Origin of the sequence: Rhizobium sp. 62_C5_N11_2 (assembly GCF_051811185.1) — a bacterium.
In the GTDB taxonomy this organism is placed as follows: domain Bacteria; phylum Pseudomonadota; class Alphaproteobacteria; order Rhizobiales; family Rhizobiaceae; genus Rhizobium; species Rhizobium leguminosarum.
Map to the genome: position 1 here is coordinate 486,572 of NZ_JBPWPW010000001.1, position 20,617 is coordinate 507,188.

The 20,617-nt window shown below is 55.3% G+C and carries 17 protein-coding genes; 13 read left to right on the top strand and 4 right to left on the bottom strand.

The annotated features are described in order from the left end of the window. Nucleotide 1 precedes the first annotated feature (1 nt). The 4 genes from rfbB to gmd all read right to left on the bottom strand — a co-directional run bounded on the left by rfbB (nucleotide 2) and on the right by gmd (nucleotide 3,932). Nucleotides 2-1,057 (bottom strand): dTDP-glucose 4,6-dehydratase, encoded by a 1,056-nt coding sequence (gene rfbB, locus AB8B31_RS02430; RefSeq protein ID WP_439007343.1) that lies wholly within the window; start codon nucleotides 1,055-1,057, stop codon nucleotides 2-4. 13 nt (nucleotides 1,058-1,070) lie between these two features. Next, nucleotides 1,071-1,637, bottom strand: coding sequence for a dTDP-4-dehydrorhamnose 3,5-epimerase (rfbC, locus tag AB8B31_RS02435; RefSeq protein WP_131702208.1), 567 nt, complete (start codon nucleotides 1,635-1,637; stop codon nucleotides 1,071-1,073). 287 nt (nucleotides 1,638-1,924) lie between these two features. After that, complete coding sequence (gene fcl, locus AB8B31_RS02440; protein WP_131702207.1) at nucleotides 1,925-2,845, bottom strand: GDP-L-fucose synthase; 921 nt, start codon at nucleotides 2,843-2,845, stop codon at nucleotides 1,925-1,927. Between the two features lie 4 nt (nucleotides 2,846-2,849). Beyond that, complete coding sequence (gene gmd, locus AB8B31_RS02445) at nucleotides 2,850-3,932, bottom strand: GDP-mannose 4,6-dehydratase (protein WP_131702206.1); 1,083 nt, start codon at nucleotides 3,930-3,932, stop codon at nucleotides 2,850-2,852. Nucleotides 3,933-4,589: 657 nt separating this feature from the next. On the opposite strand from gmd, the gene AB8B31_RS02450 reads away from it, so the two are divergent. The 13 genes from AB8B31_RS02450 to AB8B31_RS02510 all read left to right on the top strand — a co-directional run bounded on the left by AB8B31_RS02450 (nucleotide 4,590) and on the right by AB8B31_RS02510 (nucleotide 20,293). Further along, entirely contained in the window at nucleotides 4,590-5,618 is a 1,029-nt protein-coding gene (locus AB8B31_RS02450) for an N-acetylneuraminate synthase family protein (protein WP_131702205.1), read from the top strand. A gap of 147 nt (nucleotides 5,619-5,765) precedes the next feature. Next, nucleotides 5,766-6,578, top strand: coding sequence for an SDR family oxidoreductase (locus AB8B31_RS02455; RefSeq protein ID WP_131702204.1), 813 nt, complete (start codon nucleotides 5,766-5,768; stop codon nucleotides 6,576-6,578). Between the two features lie 2 nt (nucleotides 6,579-6,580). Beyond that, a complete protein-coding gene (locus AB8B31_RS02460) occupies nucleotides 6,581-8,041 on the top strand; it encodes an aldehyde dehydrogenase family protein (RefSeq protein ID WP_131702203.1) in 1,461 nt (486 codons plus the stop codon). Nucleotides 8,042-8,043: 2 nt separating this feature from the next. Beyond that, on the top strand, nucleotides 8,044-8,814 hold the full coding sequence (locus AB8B31_RS02465; RefSeq protein ID WP_131702202.1) for an acylneuraminate cytidylyltransferase family protein: 771 nt from the start codon (nucleotides 8,044-8,046) through the stop codon (nucleotides 8,812-8,814). A 3-nt stretch (nucleotides 8,815-8,817) separates the two neighbouring features. Continuing rightward, entirely contained in the window at nucleotides 8,818-10,740 is a 1,923-nt protein-coding gene (locus AB8B31_RS02470) for a transketolase C-terminal domain-containing protein (RefSeq protein ID WP_131702201.1), read from the top strand. A 98-nt stretch (nucleotides 10,741-10,838) separates the two neighbouring features. Beyond that, nucleotides 10,839-11,810, top strand: coding sequence for a GDP-mannose 4,6-dehydratase (locus tag AB8B31_RS02475; protein ID WP_062942528.1), 972 nt, complete (start codon nucleotides 10,839-10,841; stop codon nucleotides 11,808-11,810). A gap of 10 nt (nucleotides 11,811-11,820) precedes the next feature. Next, on the top strand, nucleotides 11,821-13,509 hold the full coding sequence (locus AB8B31_RS02480; RefSeq protein ID WP_245515190.1) for a capsule biosynthesis protein: 1,689 nt from the start codon (nucleotides 11,821-11,823) through the stop codon (nucleotides 13,507-13,509). Further along, the gene (locus tag AB8B31_RS02485; protein WP_131702200.1) at nucleotides 13,506-14,387 is read left to right on the top strand and encodes a class I SAM-dependent methyltransferase; all 882 of its coding nucleotides are present in this window, start codon (nucleotides 13,506-13,508) and stop codon (nucleotides 14,385-14,387) included. Before AB8B31_RS02480 ends, AB8B31_RS02485 begins: the two co-directional genes overlap by 4 nt. Next, nucleotides 14,384-16,429: an FkbM family methyltransferase gene (locus tag AB8B31_RS02490; RefSeq protein WP_131702199.1), complete on the top strand. Its 2,046-nt coding sequence runs from the start codon at nucleotides 14,384-14,386 to the stop codon at nucleotides 16,427-16,429. Before AB8B31_RS02485 ends, AB8B31_RS02490 begins: the two co-directional genes overlap by 4 nt. A 38-nt stretch (nucleotides 16,430-16,467) precedes the next feature. After that, a complete protein-coding gene (locus AB8B31_RS02495) occupies nucleotides 16,468-17,292 on the top strand; it encodes an ABC transporter permease (RefSeq protein ID WP_062942531.1) in 825 nt (274 codons plus the stop codon). 2 nt (nucleotides 17,293-17,294) lie between these two features. Then, nucleotides 17,295-18,632 (top strand): ABC transporter ATP-binding protein, encoded by a 1,338-nt coding sequence (locus tag AB8B31_RS02500; protein ID WP_131702198.1) that lies wholly within the window; start codon nucleotides 17,295-17,297, stop codon nucleotides 18,630-18,632. Nucleotides 18,633-18,644: 12 nt separating this feature from the next. After that, nucleotides 18,645-19,340 (top strand): class I SAM-dependent methyltransferase, encoded by a 696-nt coding sequence (locus AB8B31_RS02505; protein ID WP_131702197.1) that lies wholly within the window; start codon nucleotides 18,645-18,647, stop codon nucleotides 19,338-19,340. After that, a complete protein-coding gene (locus tag AB8B31_RS02510; protein ID WP_245515189.1) occupies nucleotides 19,337-20,293 on the top strand; it encodes a glycosyltransferase family 2 protein in 957 nt (318 codons plus the stop codon). Before AB8B31_RS02505 ends, AB8B31_RS02510 begins: the two co-directional genes overlap by 4 nt. Nucleotides 20,294-20,617: the final 324 nt, after the last annotated feature.

Here is a 20,617-nt window from a genome sequence, read left to right on the forward strand (position 1 = left end):
CTCATACCTTTTTCAACACGCCAAGCCGTTCACCGGAATACACATGCTCACGCAGCGGCTGCCACCACCATGCATTTTCCAGATACCACTCGACGGTTTTGCGGATACCGCTGTCGAAATTCTCCAGTGCTTTCCAGCCGAGTTCGGTCTCGAGCTTGGTGGCATCGATAGCATAGCGTGCATCGTGGCCCGGCCGATCGGTAACGTAGCTTATAAGATCGCTATGCGGCGCGGTACCTGGCCGGACTTCATCCATGATCGCGCAAACGCGCTCGACAACCTCGATGTTTCGCCGCTCGTTGCGCCCGCCGACATTGTATTTTTCGCCGGGACGGCCTCGTTGCACGATCAGCCAGAGCGCTCGTGCGTGGTCATCAACATAGAGCCAATCGCGAATGTTGGAGCCGCTTCCATAGACGGGCAACGGCTTTCGTTCCAGCGCGTTCAATATGATGAGAGGAATAAGCTTTTCCGGGAAATGAAAAGGACCGTAATTGTTCGAACAGTTGGAAATGATCACGGGCAGGTTGTAAGTCCTTTCCCACGCCGTCGCGAGGTGATCGCTTGCTGCCTTGGACGCGGAGTAGGGAGAGGACGGATCGTAAGGTGTCGTCTCGGCAAACAGCCCGTCTTCACCGAGGGAACCATAGACTTCGTCGGTAGACACGTGCAGCATCTTGAATGCCGCCTTTTCGTCCGCCGGAAGACCTTGCCAATATTGCCGCGCGGCCTCCAGCATGCTGAAGGTGCCATTTATATTCGTTTCGATAAAATCCGCCGCCCCGGTGATCGAGCGGTCGACGTGGCTTTCCGCCGCCAGATGCATGACGTAATCGGGACGAAACTCCTCGAAAGCGCTGCTGACAGCGCTTCTGTCGCAAATGTCGGCCTTGAGAAACCTGTAGTTCGGAGCATTCTCGATCGCTTTCAGCGAGGCAAGATTGCCGGCATAGGTCAGCTTGTCGATATTGAGGACGTCGGCGCCGATCTCGCTGACGAGATAGCGCACCAAAGCCGAACCGATGAAGCCCGCGCCACCCGTTACAAGAACACGCATGAGGCCCTCCGTTTTACGAAAATTGAAAATATGCGGGGAGTTCGGAAAGCAGTGGCTGCTTATTGTCCTTATCAGAAAGAACGTAGGCATCCATCGGCGGCCACTCGATCCCGATCTCGGTGTCGTTCCACCGCACGCCACGGTCATGCTCCGCGCTGTAGGGAGCTGTGACTTTGTAGCTTATGATCGTATCAGGCTGCAAAGTTACGAACCCATGCGCAAATCCGGCTGGCACCCAAAGCTGTGAGCCATTCTCCGAGGACAGTTCGGCTGAGATCCACCTCCCGTAGGTCGGAGAGCCATATCTGATATCGACCGCCACATCCAGCAGGGCGCCGCGCAGGCAGCGTAGAAGTTTGCCCTGCGCAAAGGGAGGCAGCTGAAAATGCAATCCCCGGACGGTCCCCGGTTGGGCTGAAAGGGATTCATTATCCTGCACGAAGGAAACGTCGGCCACGTTGCTGCGGAACCAGGAATCCTTGAAGACTTCGCTGAAATAGCCCCTCGAGTCACCAAATCTGGCAGGAGTGACCTTCTTGACGCCTTCGATCGCCAGTTGCTCTACATTCAACGTATGCATCCTTGCACTAGGCTCGACCGCTGAATTGTGACAGCGGTTGAGGCCCGCAATATAGCCAATTGCAAAGCACATACATTGGCGAAGGCAAGACGGCAACTGGGGTGCGGCGTGAGATGCTATTCGTCCAGGTCGTCGCGTCCGTACTGGCGCTGGCCGTAGTTGAGGGGACAGTTCGTGCTTGTATCGCCAGTTGCAACCGGCACGGGACGCGTAGAGGATTTGGTTCAGTCGCTGGCGGAAGTAATGATATCTGGCGGAAGTAATGATATCTGGCGGAAGTAAAGATATCAGGACGCGAAATCGGCATATGCTCGCGCTATACCATCGCTAAGTGATGTGGTCGCCTTCCACCCAAGTGCCGACAAGCGGTCAACGCTCATCAGTTTGCGCGGCGTTCCGTCCGGCTTCGTCTGGTCGTAAACAATCTCGCCCGTGAAGCCTACAACCCCCATGATCGTCTCGGCAAGTTTGCGGATGGTAATGTCTTCGCCCGTCCCGATATTGATAAGCCCCTCGTTGACGTCCCTTTCCATCAAAAAAACGCAAGCGTCAGCCATGTCGTCGACATACAGGAACTCTCGCATTGGCCGACCGGACCCCCAGACGACCATCTGCCGGTCACCGCGAATTTTGGCCTCATGGACCTTTCTGATCAGGGCCGGCATCACATGGCTACTGTCCAAATCATAGTTGTCATTCGGCCCGTATAGATTAGTCGGCATCCCCGAGACATAGCGGGTCCCATATTGCCGATTGTAGCTCTCGCACAGCTTGACGCCCGCAATCTTGGCGATCGCATAGGGCTCGTTCGTCTGCTCGAGGGGGCCAGTCAGCAAATACTCCTCGCGAATGGGCTGAGGGCAGTCGCGTGGGTAGATGCAACTCGAGCCAAGAAAAAGCATACGTTCCACACCAGCCTGCCAGGCGGCATGAACAACATTCGTCTCGATCATCAGATTCTGGTAGAGGAACTCAGCGCGATAAACGTTATTTGCATGGATGCCGCCAACCCTTGCAGCGGCCATGAAGATGTAGTCCGGCCGCTCCGCCTTCATGAATTCGGCAACGGCCGCCTGATTTACGAGATCCAGTTCGGCGTGGCTTCTGGTGACGATGTTCGTGTAGCCGCCGGCCTTCAGCCTCCGGACAATGGCCGACCCCACCATGCCTCGATGGCCTGCAACATAGATCTTCACGTCTCTGTTCATCGGATCACTCGTGATAGTCGTATGCGGAGAAGCCGTGGCGTTTCACGAGTTCGTCCCGCTCTGCGGACTTAAGATCCTCGCGCATCATTTCCGCAACAAGCTGCTTAAATGTTATCCTTGGTTCCCAGCCGAGCTTTTCCTTCGCCTTCGACGGATCGCCCAACAGGGTCTCGACCTCTGTGGGACGGAAGTATCGGGGGTCAACCGCGACGATGCAGCGGCCGTTCTCGTCGTAGCCTTTTTCCTCGGCGCCTGATCCCTTCCATGAGATTGGAAGTCCAATCTCATGGGCCGCGGCGTCGACAAATTCGCGGACGCTGTACTGGACGCCAGTGGCAATGACGAAATCCTCCGGTTCGTCCTGCTGCAGCATCAGCCATTGCACCTCGACATAGTCCTTGGCATGCCCCCAGTCACGCTTTGCGTCCATATTGCCGAGATAGAGGCAGTCCTGAAGGCCGAGCTTGATGCGCGCCAGCGCACGGGTGATCTTGCGCGTCACAAATGTCTCGCCCCGCACCGGGCTCTCGTGGTTGAAGAGGATGCCGTTGCAGGCGTAAATGCCATAGGCTTCCCGATAGTTAACCGTGATCCAGTAGGCGTAGAGTTTGGCGACAGCGTAAGGCGAACGCGGATAGAAAGGGGTCGTTTCGCGTTGCGGGATTTCCTGCACCAGGCCGTAGAGTTCGGAGGTGGACGCCTGGTAGAAACGCGTCTTCTTCTCAAGGCCGAGAATGCGGATCGCCTCGAGGACGCGCAGCGCGCCGAGCGCGTCGGAATTGGCCGTATATTCCGGCTCTTCGAATGAGACGGCGACATGCGACTGCGCCGCGAGGTTATAGATCTCGTCGGGCTGGACCTGCTGGATGATGCGAACGAGGCTCGATGAATCCGTCATGTCCCCGTAGTGCAGCACAAGCCTGCGGTTGGTGTCGTGTGGATCCTGGTAGAGATGGTCGATGCGGTCGGTATTGAAGAGGGACGTGCGGCGCTTGATGCCGTGTACCTCATATCCTTTCTCGATGAGAAGCTCCGCAAGATAGGAGCCGTCCTGGCCCGTGATGCCTGTGATGAGGGCTCTTTTCATGTCACATGTCTCTCAAGGTAGATTGTCTTTCGAATTGCTGGGCCTTGTATCCGCGCATCTGCGAATTGTAAATGAACAACCTTCAGGCAGCGCGAAGAGGTTAGGCTGGACTATTTTTGAGCGGATCGTTCCACTGTTGGTCATTATCTGCACGCTTTGCGACGCAACTACGGCTTGTTCACTGAGTTTTCGACGCCAATGGCCACGCGATCGAAGCCGACACCCAGCGTCCTTGATACGGCACGGTACGTGAAAATTTTTGTGCTGCTGTCCCGTCCGGCCTTCCCCAAACCTGCACACGCAGAATCACACGAGTAAAACGTTACGAAACGGCTTGTCATTTCTGCGAGCCGACGCTATTGGCTGATGCCGAGCTTGATCTGGGCTTTTGCCAACTTTCCTACCTGCGCGTCGGACCGGCCAAAGCCATTGATCTCAGATGGCAGTTGCTGTTTCGAACGGTAGCGGCGCTCTAAATGGGGTGATTGAAAGAAGGGACTATCTGGCCTTACTCGGCGGCCAAACTTAAAACCCAGGTTGCATCCGACACCCCGGCGGCCGAGAGACGCACAGGAAATTGACGCTGCGTGCCGCCTGGGCATCCTCCCAGACTAACGAATTTGCTGGCTGCAGAAGAATCCAACGACAGAGGTTAAAATGTTTCGCAAAGATGTTCTCGATGAATCGCCCTTCGTGATTGCCGAAGTGGGCCAAAATCATCAGGGAGACCTGGATATCGCCCGGGAATATATTCGAATTTATGCATTCGAAGGCGCGGATGCGATCAAGTTTCAGACGCGCAACAATAGGTACCTTTTTTCTGAGGATGCTTATGCGGCGGGGTATGACAGCGAAAATGCTTTTGCAGAAACCTACGGAGCTCATCGAGAGAAGCTCGAGCTAAAACCGGAATGGTTGCCGATTCTGAAGGCTGATTGCGAAAAGCACGGCGTGAAGTTCATGTCGACACCCTTCGACGAGCCAAGCCTCGAGATCCTCCAGCAGATTGATGTCGATCTGTTGAAAGTGGCTTCGTTCGATCTTGGCAACCTTCCCTTCCTCAATCGGATCGCGAAACTCGGTAAGCCCGTTGTCATGAGCATTGGCGGCGGCAAGATCGAACAGATTCGGTCCAGCGTCGAGGTCGTGTTGAAGCATCACGATCAGTTGGCCATCCTGCACTGCGTCTCCGAATACCCGTGCGAGTACAACCGCCTTGGGCTGGACAATATCGAGGTTCTCATCAAGGAGTTTCCGGATTGTGTCATCGGCTCGTCCGATCACTTCAACGGTACGTTGTCAGGCCCGATTGCCTACATGAAGGGCGCGCGCGTGTTCGAAAAGCACGTTACCCTCAACCGCGCCTGGAAGGGCACCGACCACAGCTTTGCACTGGAGCCCGATGGCTTCCGCAAGTTCGTGCGTGACATCAAGCGCGTCCGCGCGATGATGCCCCAGAAGCCGGCGGACGAGATCGGCAACGAAAGAGTGTTCAAGAAGCTGGGCAAGTCGATCATCGCATATTCGGACATCCGCGTCGGCGAAGAGCTGACCCTGGATAAGCTTTCGGGTCGCATTTTCAATACCCATTACATACCTGTGCGGGAGAGCAATAAGGTTCTCGGAAAGACCGTGAAGCGGGATATTGCTAAGGGTGAACCCATTCAATACTCCGATTTCGGCTGAGCTTCCGATCCGGGGTGTCAACGGGATGCGCACCGAGCCTCAATACGGAACGTCCCCGAAGAACCCACGGATTGGCAGATCGGGTGAGGCGAGCGGCGCCCAGTCGCTCTCCGCCTGCGCGGCCTGCATCGAGACGAGGTGGCAATCATGAATGTCGATGGACTTTTTGACGTGAGCGGCGACGTCGTCCTTGTAACCGGTGTTTCCGGCCAACTGGGCGGCGAGTACGCCAAGGCTTTTCTTGCGCGCAATGCGCGTGTTATTGGCCTTGATCTCCGTCCCTCTGCCGGCAGCCTCGTGATGCAGGACGAATACCCCGACCATTTCATGTTTTGTGCGGCGGACGTGACCAAGAAGGCGTCATTGGAGCAGGCGCTTCAGGACGTGACCGGTAGATTCGGTACCCCCACCGTCCTCATTAACAATGCCGCTATCGATTCTCCGCCTTCCGCGCCGCCCGAGGAAAACGGCCCGTTTGAAGACTACCCGGAAGCGTCTTGGGACAAGGTTATCGACGTGAACCTCAAGGGCGTCTATCTCTCATGCCAGGTATTCGGCGCCGCGATGGCGAATGCCGGCAAGGGATCAATCATCAACGTCGCTTCCATTTATGGGCTCGTTTCTCCCGACCAGAGCCTCTACGAATATCGCCGAAAGCGCGGAGAGGTCTTCTTCAAACCCGTGGCCTATTCAGCATCGAAATCCGGTATCCTGAATCTGACGCGATACCTGGCGACTTATTGGGCGAGGCGCAACGTGCGCGTGAACTCGCTCACGATCGCGGGCGTCTTTAACAAACAGGAGCAGGACTTCCTCGATGTCTACTGCACCCGGATCCCGATCGGTCGTATGGCGAGCGTCGATGAATACAACGGCGCTATGTTATTCTTGGCGAGCCCTGCATCCCGATATATGACGGGCTCTAATCTCATCATCGACGGCGGCTGGACGGCAATCTGAACATGACCACGCTTCGCATTCTCAATTGGATCAACGGCCGGGCCAGCCATGCCTCGAGTGAAGGATGGCTTGAGAAATTCAATCCGCACAGTGGCGAACTCCTTTATCACCTGGCTGACTCCTCGCAGGGTGATGTTGAGCAAGCGATAACGGCAGCGCGTTCGGCGTTCGCAGCGTGGGCGGAGCTTACACCCGTAAAGCGCGGCCAGATTCTGATGGATATCGTCGCCCTGATGAAGCGACGTTCCGATGAGCTGGCGGAATGCATTGCGCTTGAAACCGGCAAACCTCCCCAGGACGCCAAAGGCGAGACGGGCGGAGCGATCATGCAGGCGGAATATTTCGCCGGCGAGGGTATGCGCCTATACGCCCGGTCGCTCACCTCAGGCACGCCCGGCAAATACAGCCACACAGTGCGCCAACCTCGTGGCGTAGCCGGCCTGATCGTGCCGGCAAATACGCCGATCGCCAATATCGCATGGAAGACTTTTCCTGCGCTTATTTGCGGCAACACGGTGGTTCTAAAAGCTGCCGAGGACTCTCCACGCATAGCCCAACTCTTTGCCGAGCTGACCAAGGAGGCGGGATTGCCCGACGGCGTATTCAACGTCGTACATGGGCGTGGCGAGCCGGCTGGCTCGACGTTGGTCACAGACGAGCGGGTCGACATTATCAGCTTCACGGGCTCGACCGGAGTAGGCCGCAGGATTGCGGAAGTCGCTGGAAAGCGTCTCGCACGTATTTCTCTCGAACTGGGCGGCAAGAACCCCTTCGTCGTCTGTGATGACGCCGATCTCGATCAGGCGGTGCACTGGGCGACGCTGTCGGCCTTCAGCAATGCCGGCCAGCGCTGCGCCGCCGGTAGCCGCATGCTGGTCTTTAAATCGGTCTACGAAGAGTTTCGGAACCGACTGACCGCAAAGGCCAGAAGCCTCAAGCTGGGTGTTGCCGCCGGATGCGATCTCGGGCCGCTCGTCAGCCTCCGCCAACAGCAGTCCGTGCTTTCCGCCATCGAACGCGCAAAAGAACAAGGCGGCCAGGTGCTTTGCGGGGCGCGCACACCGGACGCACCGGAGTTGGCCGGAGGCTATTATGTCGAGCCTACAGTTATCGATGGCCTTGCCACCACGTCGGATCTCAGTTGCAAGGAAGTCTTCGGTCCGGTGACGACACTCCATCCCGTCGGCAGCATGACCGAGGCGCTGGATGTAGCAAACGCCACCGAATACGGATTGACCGCTGCTGTGCACACCCGCAACGTCGATCGCGCGATGTGGTTCGCCCAAAGGGTCAAAGCCGGCGTCGCCAATGTCAACATGGGTACGTATGGCAGCGAGCCGCACATGCCGTTCGGCGGCTTCGGGTCGTCCGGGAATGGCACGCGCGAGCCTGGAGTCGAGGCGCTCGATGTGTATTCGGAACTGAAAAACATCTCCTTCCTTGTCCGCCCGGGGATGCTTTGATCATGACGACGAAACCGCGCTCTGTTGCCTTTATTCCCGCACGCTCTGGTTCAAAGCGGGTACCCAACAAGAATGTCCGGCCGCTGGCCGACCATCCCATGATCGCCTATTCGATCCGCGCCGCCATCGACAGCGGTGTTTTTGACGCGGTTATCTGTGCAACGGACAGCGAGATTTATGCGGACATCGCCCGCCACTATGGCGCCGAAGTGCCGTTTCTGCGCGCCGCGGAGATCTCCACCGACAAATCGCCGGATATCGAATGGGTGGTTTGGATGCTGGAACAACTTCGTGCCGAAGGGCGCGAGTTCGACATATTCAGCATTCTGCGCCCCACCAGCCCGTTTCGTCTTCCAGAGACGATCCAGCGCGCATGGCAGCAGTTCACGGCCGATCCAAGAGCAGATTCTCTTCGCGCAATCGAGAAATGCAAGCAGCACCCCGGCAAGATGTGGGTCATACGCGAGAACAGGATGCTCCCGCTAATGCCATTTAGCATCGGCACGACGCCATGGCACAGCAGTCAGTATGCGGCTCTGCCCGAAGTCTATGCGCAGGATGCCAGCCTTGAGATTGCGTGGTCGCGTGTCCCGCTCGAAAGCAACAGCATCGCCGGCGAATCGATCATCCCTTTCGTCAGCCAAGGCTATCAAGGCTTCGATATCAACGAACCTGACGACTGGTGGATGGCCGAGCGATTGCTGGCAACGCAATCGGCGGTTCTCCCAAATATCTCAATCAACCCCTATAACCTATTGAATAGACCGGAGTAAATCGTGGGCGATCTCGTAGGACAAGCGGTAGAAGGCACCCTTTATTACCTGCCATATAAGGAATTCCAGCGGGTACGTGCGATCAACGCGCCTCGCGAGCAAAGAGCAGCTCTATTTTCTGACATGTGTCGCCTGAACGCGCTCTACATGATCGGTCGGGCCGGCTCCGGTCATATCGGCAGCAGTTTCAGCAGTCTCGATATCGTCAGCTGGCTTCTCCTCGAAGGAATGACGGGCGATGATGTCTATTTCAGCTCCAAGGGGCACGATGCGCCAGGCTATTACGCGGCACTGATTGGCGCCGGTAAGCTCGATTTCGAGCTTACCCACAAACTTCGCCAGATTGATGGTCTGCCCGGCCATCCCGACGTCGGCACCCCGGGCATGGTGACAAATACCGGCTCGCTCGGCATGGGCGTCTCCAAGGCCAAGGGCATGGTGATTGCGAACAGGCTGAACAATCGCCCGGGGCGCATCTTCGTGATGACGGGCGACGGCGAACTTCAGGAAGGCCAGTTCTGGGAATCCCTGGTCTCGGCAGCCAATTCCGGGCTGCAGGAGATTACGGTCATCATCGATCACAACAAGCTGCAGTCGGACACTTTCGTGAAGAACGTGTCTGACCTTGGTGACCTTGAGGCAAAGCTCAGGGCGTTTGGATGGTGTGTCGCTCGCTGTGACGGAAACGATATCGCTGCTTTTGCCGCCACCCTGGCCGCCATCCAAGACGATCCGCGTCCGAAGGTTATCGTTGCCGATACCGTCAAGGGCAAGGGCGTCTCCTTCATGGAGCACACGTCACTGGATTCCGATGTGGCCATGTACCGCTTCCACAGCGGCGCGCCTGATGCGAGTAATTATCGCGCTGCCGCGCAGGAAATCATGGATCGTCTGCAAGCCAATCTGAGCAGCGCCGGTATCCCCGGGCTGGAGTTTGAAACGCTCGAGCGGCCTGCATCCGCGGCCCCGTCGGAAAAGGCTCAGCGCCTGGTTGCCGCCTACAGCAAGGCTCTGATCGCACAGGCTGAGAAGCATTCGAACCTCGTTGCCCTTGACGCAGACCTGGTGCTGGATACCGGCCTCATCCCATTCCGCGAGCAGTTTCCCGATCGATTTGTCGAATGCGGTATCGCAGAACAGGATATGGTTTCTACAGCCGGCGGCATGGCGCTGAACGGCCTGCTGCCGATCGTCCACTCATTCGCGTGCTTCCTGTCGACGCGGCCAAATGAGCAGATCTACAACAATGCCACGGAAAAGACGAAGATCATCTATGTCGGCTCCCTTGCAGGTGTCGTTCCCGGCGGCCCGGGGCACTCGCATCAATCCGTTCGAGATATCTCGGCGCTGGCAGCCATGCCTGGGATGGCGCTGGTGGAGCCGTCTTGCGATGCGGAAGTTGGTCTGCTTCTGGATTGGTGCGTGAACGAAGCGCCTGGCAGCAGCTATATCCGGCTGATTTCGGTACCTTGGGAAGTCGAGTATTCGCTTCCGGCCGACTACCGGCCGACAAAAGGCCGGGGACTCACCTTGGCCGAAGGAGACGACGTCGCCATCATCGGTTACGGCCCGGTGCTCCTGAGCAATGCGATCGCCGCCTCAAAAATGCTCGCTGAAAAGCACGGTGTCAGTGCCAAAGTCATCAACCTGCCATGGCTCAATCATGTAGACGCGGAATGGCTGCGGTCGGCAGTTTCGGGCTGCAGGGCAGTAGTCTCGCTTGACAATCACTACGTTATCGGTGGACAGGGTGACGCAATTGCCAGAGCGATGGTGCAGACGGGCGGTAACGTGCCAGTAGTTTGCTTGGGCGTAGGTGATGTCCCTCCAAGTGGGACAAATGCGCAAGTTCTTGGCGCATTGGGCCTCGATGCAATGGCCATCGTCGAGGCTGTAGCAGCAATGTCGATCAAAGTAGGGTCATAGCTTATCGTAGTAGTTTGCCCATCTGCGAACCTCGCTGGGCGGTCGATCAAGGAAATAAACGGGCGTGAGGTTGGTGCACCTCACGCGGATTGGTTTGAATGACGTCAAAAAAAGCTCTGATCTGTGGCATCTCTGGGCAAGACGGCACGTTTTTGGCCGATCTGCTACTGCGCGAGGGTTATGAGGTTATAGGCACCTCTCGAGATGCCGCGACAGCATCGTTTCGCAATCTTGAGCGGCTTGAACTAAGGGATCGCGTACAACTTGTTTCGATGGCGCCGACGGACTTCCGTAGCGTGCTCCAGACGCTATCGCGATTCCAGCCCCATGAGATTTACAATCTCGCAGGCCAGAGTTCTGTCGGCTTATCTTTCGAGCAGCCCGTCGAAACGATGGAAAGCATTGCTTTTGGAACTTTGCATATTCTGGAAGCCATCCGATTTCTCGGTCTGGATATGCGCTTTTACAATGCGGGTTCAAGCGAATGTTTCGGCAATACCGGTGGACATCCGGCTGACGAGAACACACCTTTTCGCCCCCGTAGCCCCTACGCAGTGGCCAAGGCCGCTGCGCAGTGGGAGGTGGCCAACTACCGTGACGCCTACGGGCAGTTTGCATGCACAGGCATACTGTTCAACCATGAATCACCTTTGCGACCCGAGCGATTTGTCACAAAGAAGATCGTCTCTACGGCCTGCAAAATTGCCCAAGGTTCGAAACAGAAGCTGAAGCTTGGTAATATAGAAATTACACGAGACTGGGGCTGGGCACCCGAATATGTTCAGGCCATGTGGCTGATGCTTCAGCAAGAGATTCCTGATGATTATGTAATCGCGACAGGTCGCAGCCATAGTCTCGAAGAGTTTCTGGACAAGACCTTTCGCCGGCTTGGGCTGGAATGGCAAGAACATGTGGAAACGTCTGCTGAGTTTAGGCGTCCCTCAGACATTGCAGAAGGCCACGCCAATCCCGCAAAAGCGAGAGCTCAATTGGGTTGGACTTCGACGTTGAGTCTGGACGACATCATCGATCGGCTCGTGTCTCACGAGCTTTCGTCTGCATCACCGTGAGTTCCCGTAAATGATCAAAGGTTTTATCTCTCGCTGTCGCCGATATCTGAGCCGTCTCTATCATACCGCGCGCAGCGACTCAGCCCCTGACGGCGAACTTGGCTGGCCGCATGTCGTGGTTACGACGAAGTTTTGGAAACGGGCGCTTACCGAAACGAAGAAGGGTGACGTTGTGCTGATCGCTACAACGGTCAGCGGCTTCCATGCCGGTGTGTTGGTTGAGAGCCTCCTGGGAATTGCGCTGACGCTTCGCGGAGCGCGTGTGCATTATTTGATTTGCGATGCGCAGATGCCTACCTGTCTGCAGGTTCACCAAGGCAAGATCGAGAGCGTTGACATCGTCACCGACTATAGGATGAAGGATAAGGTCTGCCCTGGCTGTATAAAAAGAGGCGCAAAACTTCTTGACCCACTTGGTCTGCCGATCATCCGATATAGCGATCATCTTTCCTCAAGCAGAGCCCGCGAACTGCGCGATCTTGCTCATCGGATCGATCTCAATGAGATACCGGACTACGTACACCATGGCGTCAATGTCGGACAGCACGCCTTGTCAGGCACACTCCGGTTTTTTTCCCGAGGCCACCTGCCGCCAACACCGGAGGGCGAGGCGGTTTTGAGGCGCTACTTCGAAGCCGCCCTCATTACGCAAGAAGTCACGCAATCTGTAATCAATGTGCTGCAGCCGAAGGTAGCTGTCTACAATCATGGCATCTACGTCCCACACGGAGTGATCTCCGACGTTGCGCGCAGCAACGCAATTCGTGTCGTCACTTGGAATGTCGCGTACAAGAGCAAGTGCTTCATATTTTCGCATGACGACACTTACCACCACACGCTCATCGAAGAGCCTACGTCCGTTTGGGAGAATATTTCACTCGACGGTAAGCTGGACAAAGAGCTCGACGCCTATTTGAAGAGTCGCTGGTACGGAACGAGCGACTGGATCTGGTTTCACGATCAGCCTCAGCACTCACTAAAAGCCATAGAGGATGAAATTGGTATCGACTTTACCAAACCAGTAGTCGCGGCGCTTACCAACGTATTCTGGGACGCTCAACTGCATTACAAGGCCAACGCCTTCAAGGATATGCTGGAATGGCTTCAGGCAACGATAGCTTATTTCGGCACCCGGACTGATCTTCAGTTGGCCATTAGAATTCATCCTGCTGAAGTGCGGGGGGCGATTCCGTCTAAGCAGCCACTTGTTGAAGAAATACGGAAGCTATTCCCGGAACTTCCGGCCAATGTGTTTATCATCCCGCCTGAAAGCCAAGCCAGCACCTACTCCCTCTGCGAAGGTTCGAATGCTGTAATCATCTACGGCACTAAGACCGGCGTTGAGATGACAGCGAAAGGCATCCCTGTCATCGTTGCCGGCGAGGCATGGATACGAAACAAGGGGCTGACACTCGATGCGGATACTCCTGAAAACTATCTGCGCTTACTTGAAAAGCTTCCCTTGGATTCACGTATGAACGAGGCCCAAGTCAGCCGGGCGCGGAAATATGCCTATCACTTCTTTTTCCGGCGCTTTATCCCGATGGATTTTGTCAACGAGGACAAGGCATCGCCGCCGTACAAGATCGAGCCCCCGACGGCCGAGACGTTGTTGCCAGGCGGTGATATTGGACTCGACGTTATTTGCGATGGGATTCTTCGGCGAACGCCGTTCATCTACCCTGCGGAGGTTCAATGACGCTTCTGGCCAAAATAGCAAAATTGCTACGCCCAGCAGTCCTCGAGACTACGGCGAGAGTGAGGTTCAATTCTTATGAGCAGGGCGGACGCATCCCTTGGTCGGAGGGCTATTCTAAATATCGGAGTGCGCTCGTCACCAGCGTCCTTAAGTCACCCGACGTACTCAGCGCTTTTGAAAATTCCCTGCCGCTGCCCGATAACTTCGGATTTAAAATCGATGAAAGGGTCGTTGAATTGCCCTGGGTCGCGTCGCGTCTAGGGCCGGGCAACAGCGTTCTCGACGCCGGGTGCGCTTTCTTCAAATATCCAGCAGCAAGGGAACGAATCTCCGAGCAGAATTCGGTTACCCTCATTGCGCTCGATGCCAAGGATATGACCTTCGATCTAAAGGCGCGATCGGTTGATCGAGTACAAGCTGACCTCCGCGAGATTCCCCTGCCCAGCGAGTCCTTTGACAACGCCATATGTATTTCCACGATTGAGCACGTGGGGATGGACAACACGCAGCTGTATACCAGCAACGATATGTTCCGGGAAAACAATGCTGATGACTATTTGAAGGTTGCCTCGGAGTTAGCTCGCGTCATAAGGACCAACGGCAATCTTTATATTACGGTTCCATTCGGCAAATTTAAGAATCATGGGTGGCTCCAGGTTTTTGACGGTGCGATGGTGGACAGGCTGATCTCGAGTACCGGCTGTCAGCTAATCGCCGAGACCATATACCGGCATGGGCCAACGGGCTGGCAGCTATCTAATAGGCAGACGTCCGCAGACGCTATCTACTTCGATGTCCATTCGAAAGACGCCGATGCCCGTTCTTCAAATCTTGCTGCCGCAGAGGCGGTGGTGTGTCTGCATCTGAGGCGAATATGACAACATACATCTACATGCTTGAATGGCATAAGACATCCAGTCCGGCATTCCATCGCATATTCGTCAACTATCTCCGCGGCAGTACTGATGTCGTGGAGGTTGTCTGGGATGGCAAGTCGATCCGTGACGAGTGGAAAAATATCGACGCCGAGTCTGCGTTCATTTTCTGTCAAAAACGGCCGCCGGATCATCATTTTAAGAAGTACCCTCATGCTCGCGTTACTTGGATTCCCATGTGGAATAACGTGATGCAGATGAATCACATGCAATGGGCAAGGCTTCCGAAGCACTACAAGATCATCTCCTATAGCCCATCAATCACGGCACCTGCCCGAAGGGCGGGGCTTCGGGTGCTTGAGGTTCAATATGTCCCCGATGTACCAGCCGATGGCGAGATCAGCTGGTCTGATGGCAACATCCTTTATTACTGGAACAGGGTTGGATTGGTGAAGCCGGATGTCCTTGCGACGATTTGCAAGGAACTCGATGTAAAGACGCTGTACTTCAAGCCCCGTCTGGATCCGGGTGTCCCGGAGGACCGGGGGTACCAGGTAAGCGACATTCCGGTCGACATTCCGGTCGTGGAGGTGCCGTTCTTCGATGACCCAGCGGAAGCCGACCAATTCGTGCACCGTGCCAACATCGTGATAGCGCCGCGGCCTGTCGAGGGCGTTGGCCTCTCTTTCCTGGAGGCTATGGCGCGCGGCTGCACTGTTCTTTCGGTGAAGCAACCGACGATGACGGATTACATCGAGGATGGTGTCAACGGGATATTCCTTGAAACTGTCACGGACGCCGCCGCCGGAGGCACACCCATGACGGCGCTGCTCGTATCCCCGGATCAGGACTGGGAACGCCTTCGCAGCCTGAACATGCAACAGCTGGGTAACGCTGCCCATGCCGGCATGTCCAGAAGTCATGCAATTTGGATCGGAGATCAGGAGCGCCTGAATGACTTCGTCTTCGATCCCATCGACATTGGCATGGATGAGGGTATTCTGGGCGAATTGCACCGGCTCATACCTGAAGCGCAGACATCTGCCCGTTTCGACGCATTCTATGCGCGCAAACTCCGCAACCTCAGGGAGCAGATACATCCCACGGGTGTCCTGGACAGGCGAATCGTTAAGGCGTCTGACGGAGCAAAATACTACGTGAACATGGGCGATCGCATGGGATGCGATTTCTACTACGGCGTCATGACCGAGGTCCAAGACCTGCGGGCCTTCCTCGGTGCAATCAGACCGACCGACGTTATCTTGGATGTCGGCGCGAATATCGGCCTTTATACGGTAGCCAGTGGTCTGGCTCTTGGAGGAAAAGGCAAGGTTTATTCATTCGAGCCCGATGCCCGTTCGCTAAAACTTCTTTCGGAAAATATCCAGTTGAATTCGCTTTCAGACAAAGTTCGCGTGTTCGACTACTGCATAGGGAGCCACAATGGGACGACCAGTTTCAGCCTGTCGTCCGAACCAAGCTTGAGTGGAATGAGCGACACTGGTCGAGCACGTCAATTTGGCGAGGTTACTCTCCCCATCCACACGGTCGATTGGGTCGTCGCGGAAAACGGTCTGACAAGTGTCGATGCGATCAAGATAGACGTTGAGGGCCATGAACCGGAGGTTCTCGAAGGTGCCATGGAAACGATCGCGAAATTTCAGCCTCTAATCATGCTGGAACTGACGCACAAGAACCTGCCGCGGTCAAAGCACGATGAGATGTTTCTACTCCTTGCACGGCTCTTCAAGAGTGGCTATACCTGCCGCCATCTGTCGGCGAAGCAGGACGAGTTCCTAAAATTGCCGAATGCGAAGGCTATTTTCCGAGGGCTGCTCAACGGCAACTACTTCTTCATAAAGGAAGGTTCTCCGAAGCTGAAGAAATTTGATGCGCAAATCGTGTCAGCACGGCTGAACTATTTCCCGTTCAAGGAACCGCCGGTGTTTAGGCTTCTCGAAAGATTGCGTAATCGGCGCAACGCCCAGCAAATATTCAGAACGTATGCCTTGGAGCTCATCAACACCCTCTCCAAACGAGGCTAGGGTGGCCGTACGGCAACGTTTGCAATAGCGAGAATCGAGTGTCTAACAACGAAATTATCATCCGCCCGCCCAAGCTTCTCGCGCAGTTCAGCGTCCGGGAGCTTTGGGAATGCCGCTCCCTCATCTATTCGATGATCAGCCGGCAACTCAAATCGGAGTTCGATCAGCAGTATCTAGCGTTCGTCTGGCCGGTCTTCCGTCCCGTGCTCATGGTAGTCTTGTTCACCTTGTTCAGGCATCTTTCGGACGCGAAGACCGGGGTCTCAATACCTTATCCTTTGTACGTGTATTCGGGGCTTGTTCTCTGGTTCATGTTTACAGAAGCGGTGATGCAGACCGCCGGTTCTATCCGGCGCGAAGCTGATATTGTGAAGAAGATCTATTTCCCCAAAGTGATCGTTCCCATCTCCGATATTATTTCGAATGTGGTGATATTCTCGCTCAACGTCGTGCCATTGGTGCTGATGATGCTGTATTATGGGGGCTTCCCCGGACTGAAGATCCTGCTGCTGCCGGTTTTCATCCTGCAGTTCGCCAGTCTCATTTTTGGGCTTGGCTGTCTGTTTGCTGCTTTGGGCTTGCAGAGCAATGACTGGGAGCGCTTCCTAGGGTTCGCTCTCTATGTGGGTCTCTTCGTTTCTCCGGTTATTTACGCGCCGGGGATGATCCCAGCGGATTTCCAGACGCTCTACGCCCTCAATCCAATGGTAGGAACGTTAGGCGCCTTTCGCGCATGCCTTTTTGCTGATTGGCCCTTTCCACTTTATGATTGGACGATAGCGGCGATGGTTAGTTTCGCTGTCGGTCTGATCGGTTTCATTGCGTTTCAACATATGGAGCGCCACTTTGTTGATAGGTTGTAAATTTGTCTGAGCTTGCAGTTGAAGTGAATGGCCTCGGCAAGTGCTACTCAATTGAGAAGGCTGGCATTAAGGGCGGAAAGTGGCGGCGTCTCGCGCACAAGTTGCGGTTCGGGGAAGATGAATCCAGTAAGTTCTGGGCGCTGCAAGATGTGAATTTTTCGGTTGAGCCGGGTCAGAGAGTTGGCGTTATTGGCAAGAACGGTGCCGGCAAATCGACGCTTCTGAAGATAATGTCGCGGGTTTCCTATCCGACCGCCGGTGAAGTGAGAATTCGGGGGAGCTTGGCGTCGCTGTTGGAGGTAGGAACCGGCTTTAACGATAATCTTACCGGACACGAAAATATCTATCTTAACGCGTCACTGTACGGCATGAGCCGCAGCCTTATAGCGCAGCGGTTCGATCAGATTGTTGCGTTCTCCGAGATCGGCCGGTTCATCGATACTCCGATCAAGCATTATAGCAGCGGGATGCGCATGCGGCTGGCGTTCTCGGTTGCGGCTCATCTTGAACCCGATATCCTGCTTTTGGACGAGGTTCTCGCGGTCGGGGACATGTCGTTCCAGCAAAAATGTCTTGAACGCGTGGATGAGTTGACGTCAGCAGGCAAAACACTCTTCTTCGTCTCGCACAGCATGGATTCGGTTCTCCGCTATTGCACCCGATGCCTCTGGATCGACGGTGGGAAACTGCGGATGGACGGCGATACGCGCGAAGTGACCGAGGCCTATGTCGAGGAAGTGTTGAAGGTTCGCTCGGAACGAACTGTTGTGTCAATCGGGGCGATTGATGGGGCCAGCACGGCGGATAGCCAGCACGAGGTCAAGGCCGAGTCAACCGGCTCGACCGTCGCTCGAGAAACCATCGAGTATCGAGATGGGGCGGAGCTGGTTTCAGCGAGGATCATTAATGCCACCGGAAACAAGGCGACGCTGGTTTCCGTCGCCGAGCAGGTTGGGGTAGAGCTGGTCTACGATGTGAAGGGTCCTGGATTTTATGCGCCGGCAATCCATGTCTATTGTCCATCGGGTACGCTGGCATTCGCTGCCACGCACCCGAGCACTAACATCGCCGACTTTGAGAAGGGCCAGCCGACTCGGGTAAAGGCGGTGGTGTGGATGCCGGCTCATTTGTTCAATATTGGAACGTATTCGGTGAGCCTTGTCGTCTTCAGCCCAAAGGAGGCGCCGTTCAAACGGTACTTTTCTGAGGAAAGATATTTGTCCTTTCACGTCGTGGAATCCGCTATTGGGGAGAAATCCGCTCGGGGCCTGATGCCGCGGCAGTTTCCTGGGCCAGTCAGGCCGCTGTTGGATTGGTCCGTAAACGATGTTGAACGATAGGTGTTATCTACCATGTCGAGCTCTGTGACGTTCTTTGATGAAGCTTATTATATAGAAATCAATCGCGCCCGCTGGGCAATGGCGGAAGCGGTATTAGACCGCTTGCCCCGCCTGGACCACTGCATTGATGTCGGTTGCGGGCCTGGATGGTTCTCTGAGCGATTGATCAACCGGGGTTTGAATGTACTTGGCTTGGACGGGCGCGATGAGCTTATCGTGGAAGCCTCGGCCAGAGTTCCAAAAGGGAAGTTTATAACTCAGGATATTACAGACCCAAATGCACTTCAGGACCTGCAACCCGCGGGACTGGTTTTTTGCTTTGGCCTCCTTTATCATCTTGAAAATCCCTTCGCTGCAATTCGAAATCTCCATCGGATCACCGCCCAATATCTTTTTATTGAAACACAGATCGCCCTCGGCGAGGGCAACGATCTTGTGCTGGTTTCCGAAGGCCAAAATCAAACACAGGGGTTAAAATTCCACGCCCTCATTCCATCACGACGGGCGCTCGTGAAGATGCTTTATGTGGCGGGTTTTACCTCGGTGTATAGACATACGAGTGTAGTGCAACATAGCGATTTTATCGACAGCCCCGAGCGACGCCACCGCCGGGAAGTCTTCATGGTCACAAAGAATGTTGCGCTCTCGCTGCCGGACTTCATTTTAGAGTCCGAACCTACAACTCCGAAAATAGACTATTCACGATGAAGCTTTCCGTCGTACTTGGAACCTACAACCGCCTCGATCAGCTCAAACGGTGCGTAGAAAGTATCGTTCGCGAAACGAGGGTGCTTACAAAGATCTACGTGACGGATGCGGGCTCCACCGACGGCACAATCGAATATCTTCAGTCGATTGCGTCCGAGACCATCATCCCGATCCTCGTTGGGGAGAAGCTCGGTCAGGCGAAGGCCTATAACGACGTCTTCGAGATCGTGGATACCCCGTATGTCTGCTGGTTGAGCGATGACAACGAGGTTACGGGGGCCGGATTAGACCGTGCAATAGGGATTTTGGAACGCGACCCTCGTATAGGGATGGTCGCGCTGAAGACCAGGGACGTTCAAGGGCCATTCCTCGGAACTCCTTATATTGGAGGAATATCTCCGGCGGGCATTCTTAACGTCAATCAGGGGATGCTTCCCACGTCCGTGCTCAGGGAAGTTGGTGGCTTCTCCGAAGAATTTCGGGACTACGGTATAGATCCAGCATTAACCGCGGAAGTTCTCTTCTCGGGTTACAAGATCGTCTACACCCGTGAAGTTGCACTGCTGCACTATAGAAACTGGAATGAAGATCCAAAATCTGAAAACCGCCAATGGATCAGGGAGCGCCACGCACGCGCAAAGGCGCTCTACCTTAGCCGCTATTCTCCTGAGGCTACGGGCAGCGGCAGGCCGGCCTCCAAATTCCGCAACGTTCTGAAGCGAGCTGGGCGTTTCTTCTTTGCACGAGCCTCTTTGCGAAACAGCGCATTGGCGAGAGACTTTCTCAACGTCACGACGGCTAAATATATAAATTTTATGGATCCTGTCCTGACTTGGAATAAGCCATACCATTTGGTTCAGAAAATTGCCGCGGGACGGCAGCGCATTGAGCAGACGTATTCAGAAGCGCAAGAGAGCGGCAATAAGACGGTTGAGGGCCTTAGTCTCGATTGAATAAGCGATGGATCCCGCAACCGCGGGAATTTCCATTAATGCCGGTGCGCGAGTCTCGCGCTGGAAGGGAGGCCTGTTGTTGTTCTTACGTTGGAGCACGGCTGAGGTTCGGCTCAGAAATTCAATCGCGATCGCCTACTACGCTTAAGCAGGTTTCCCATGACGTTTAATAGCTCTGCGGTGCTCAGGGGTTGCATGAGGCCATCAGTCGCTGCATAGAAACTACAAAGCGTAGCGCACTTCCTTGTCGCGGCATGGTAGGTTCGGTGAGGTCTGCGATTTCGCTGTCTGGGATCAAAGTCAACAAAGTTCGCCGAGCTCTTT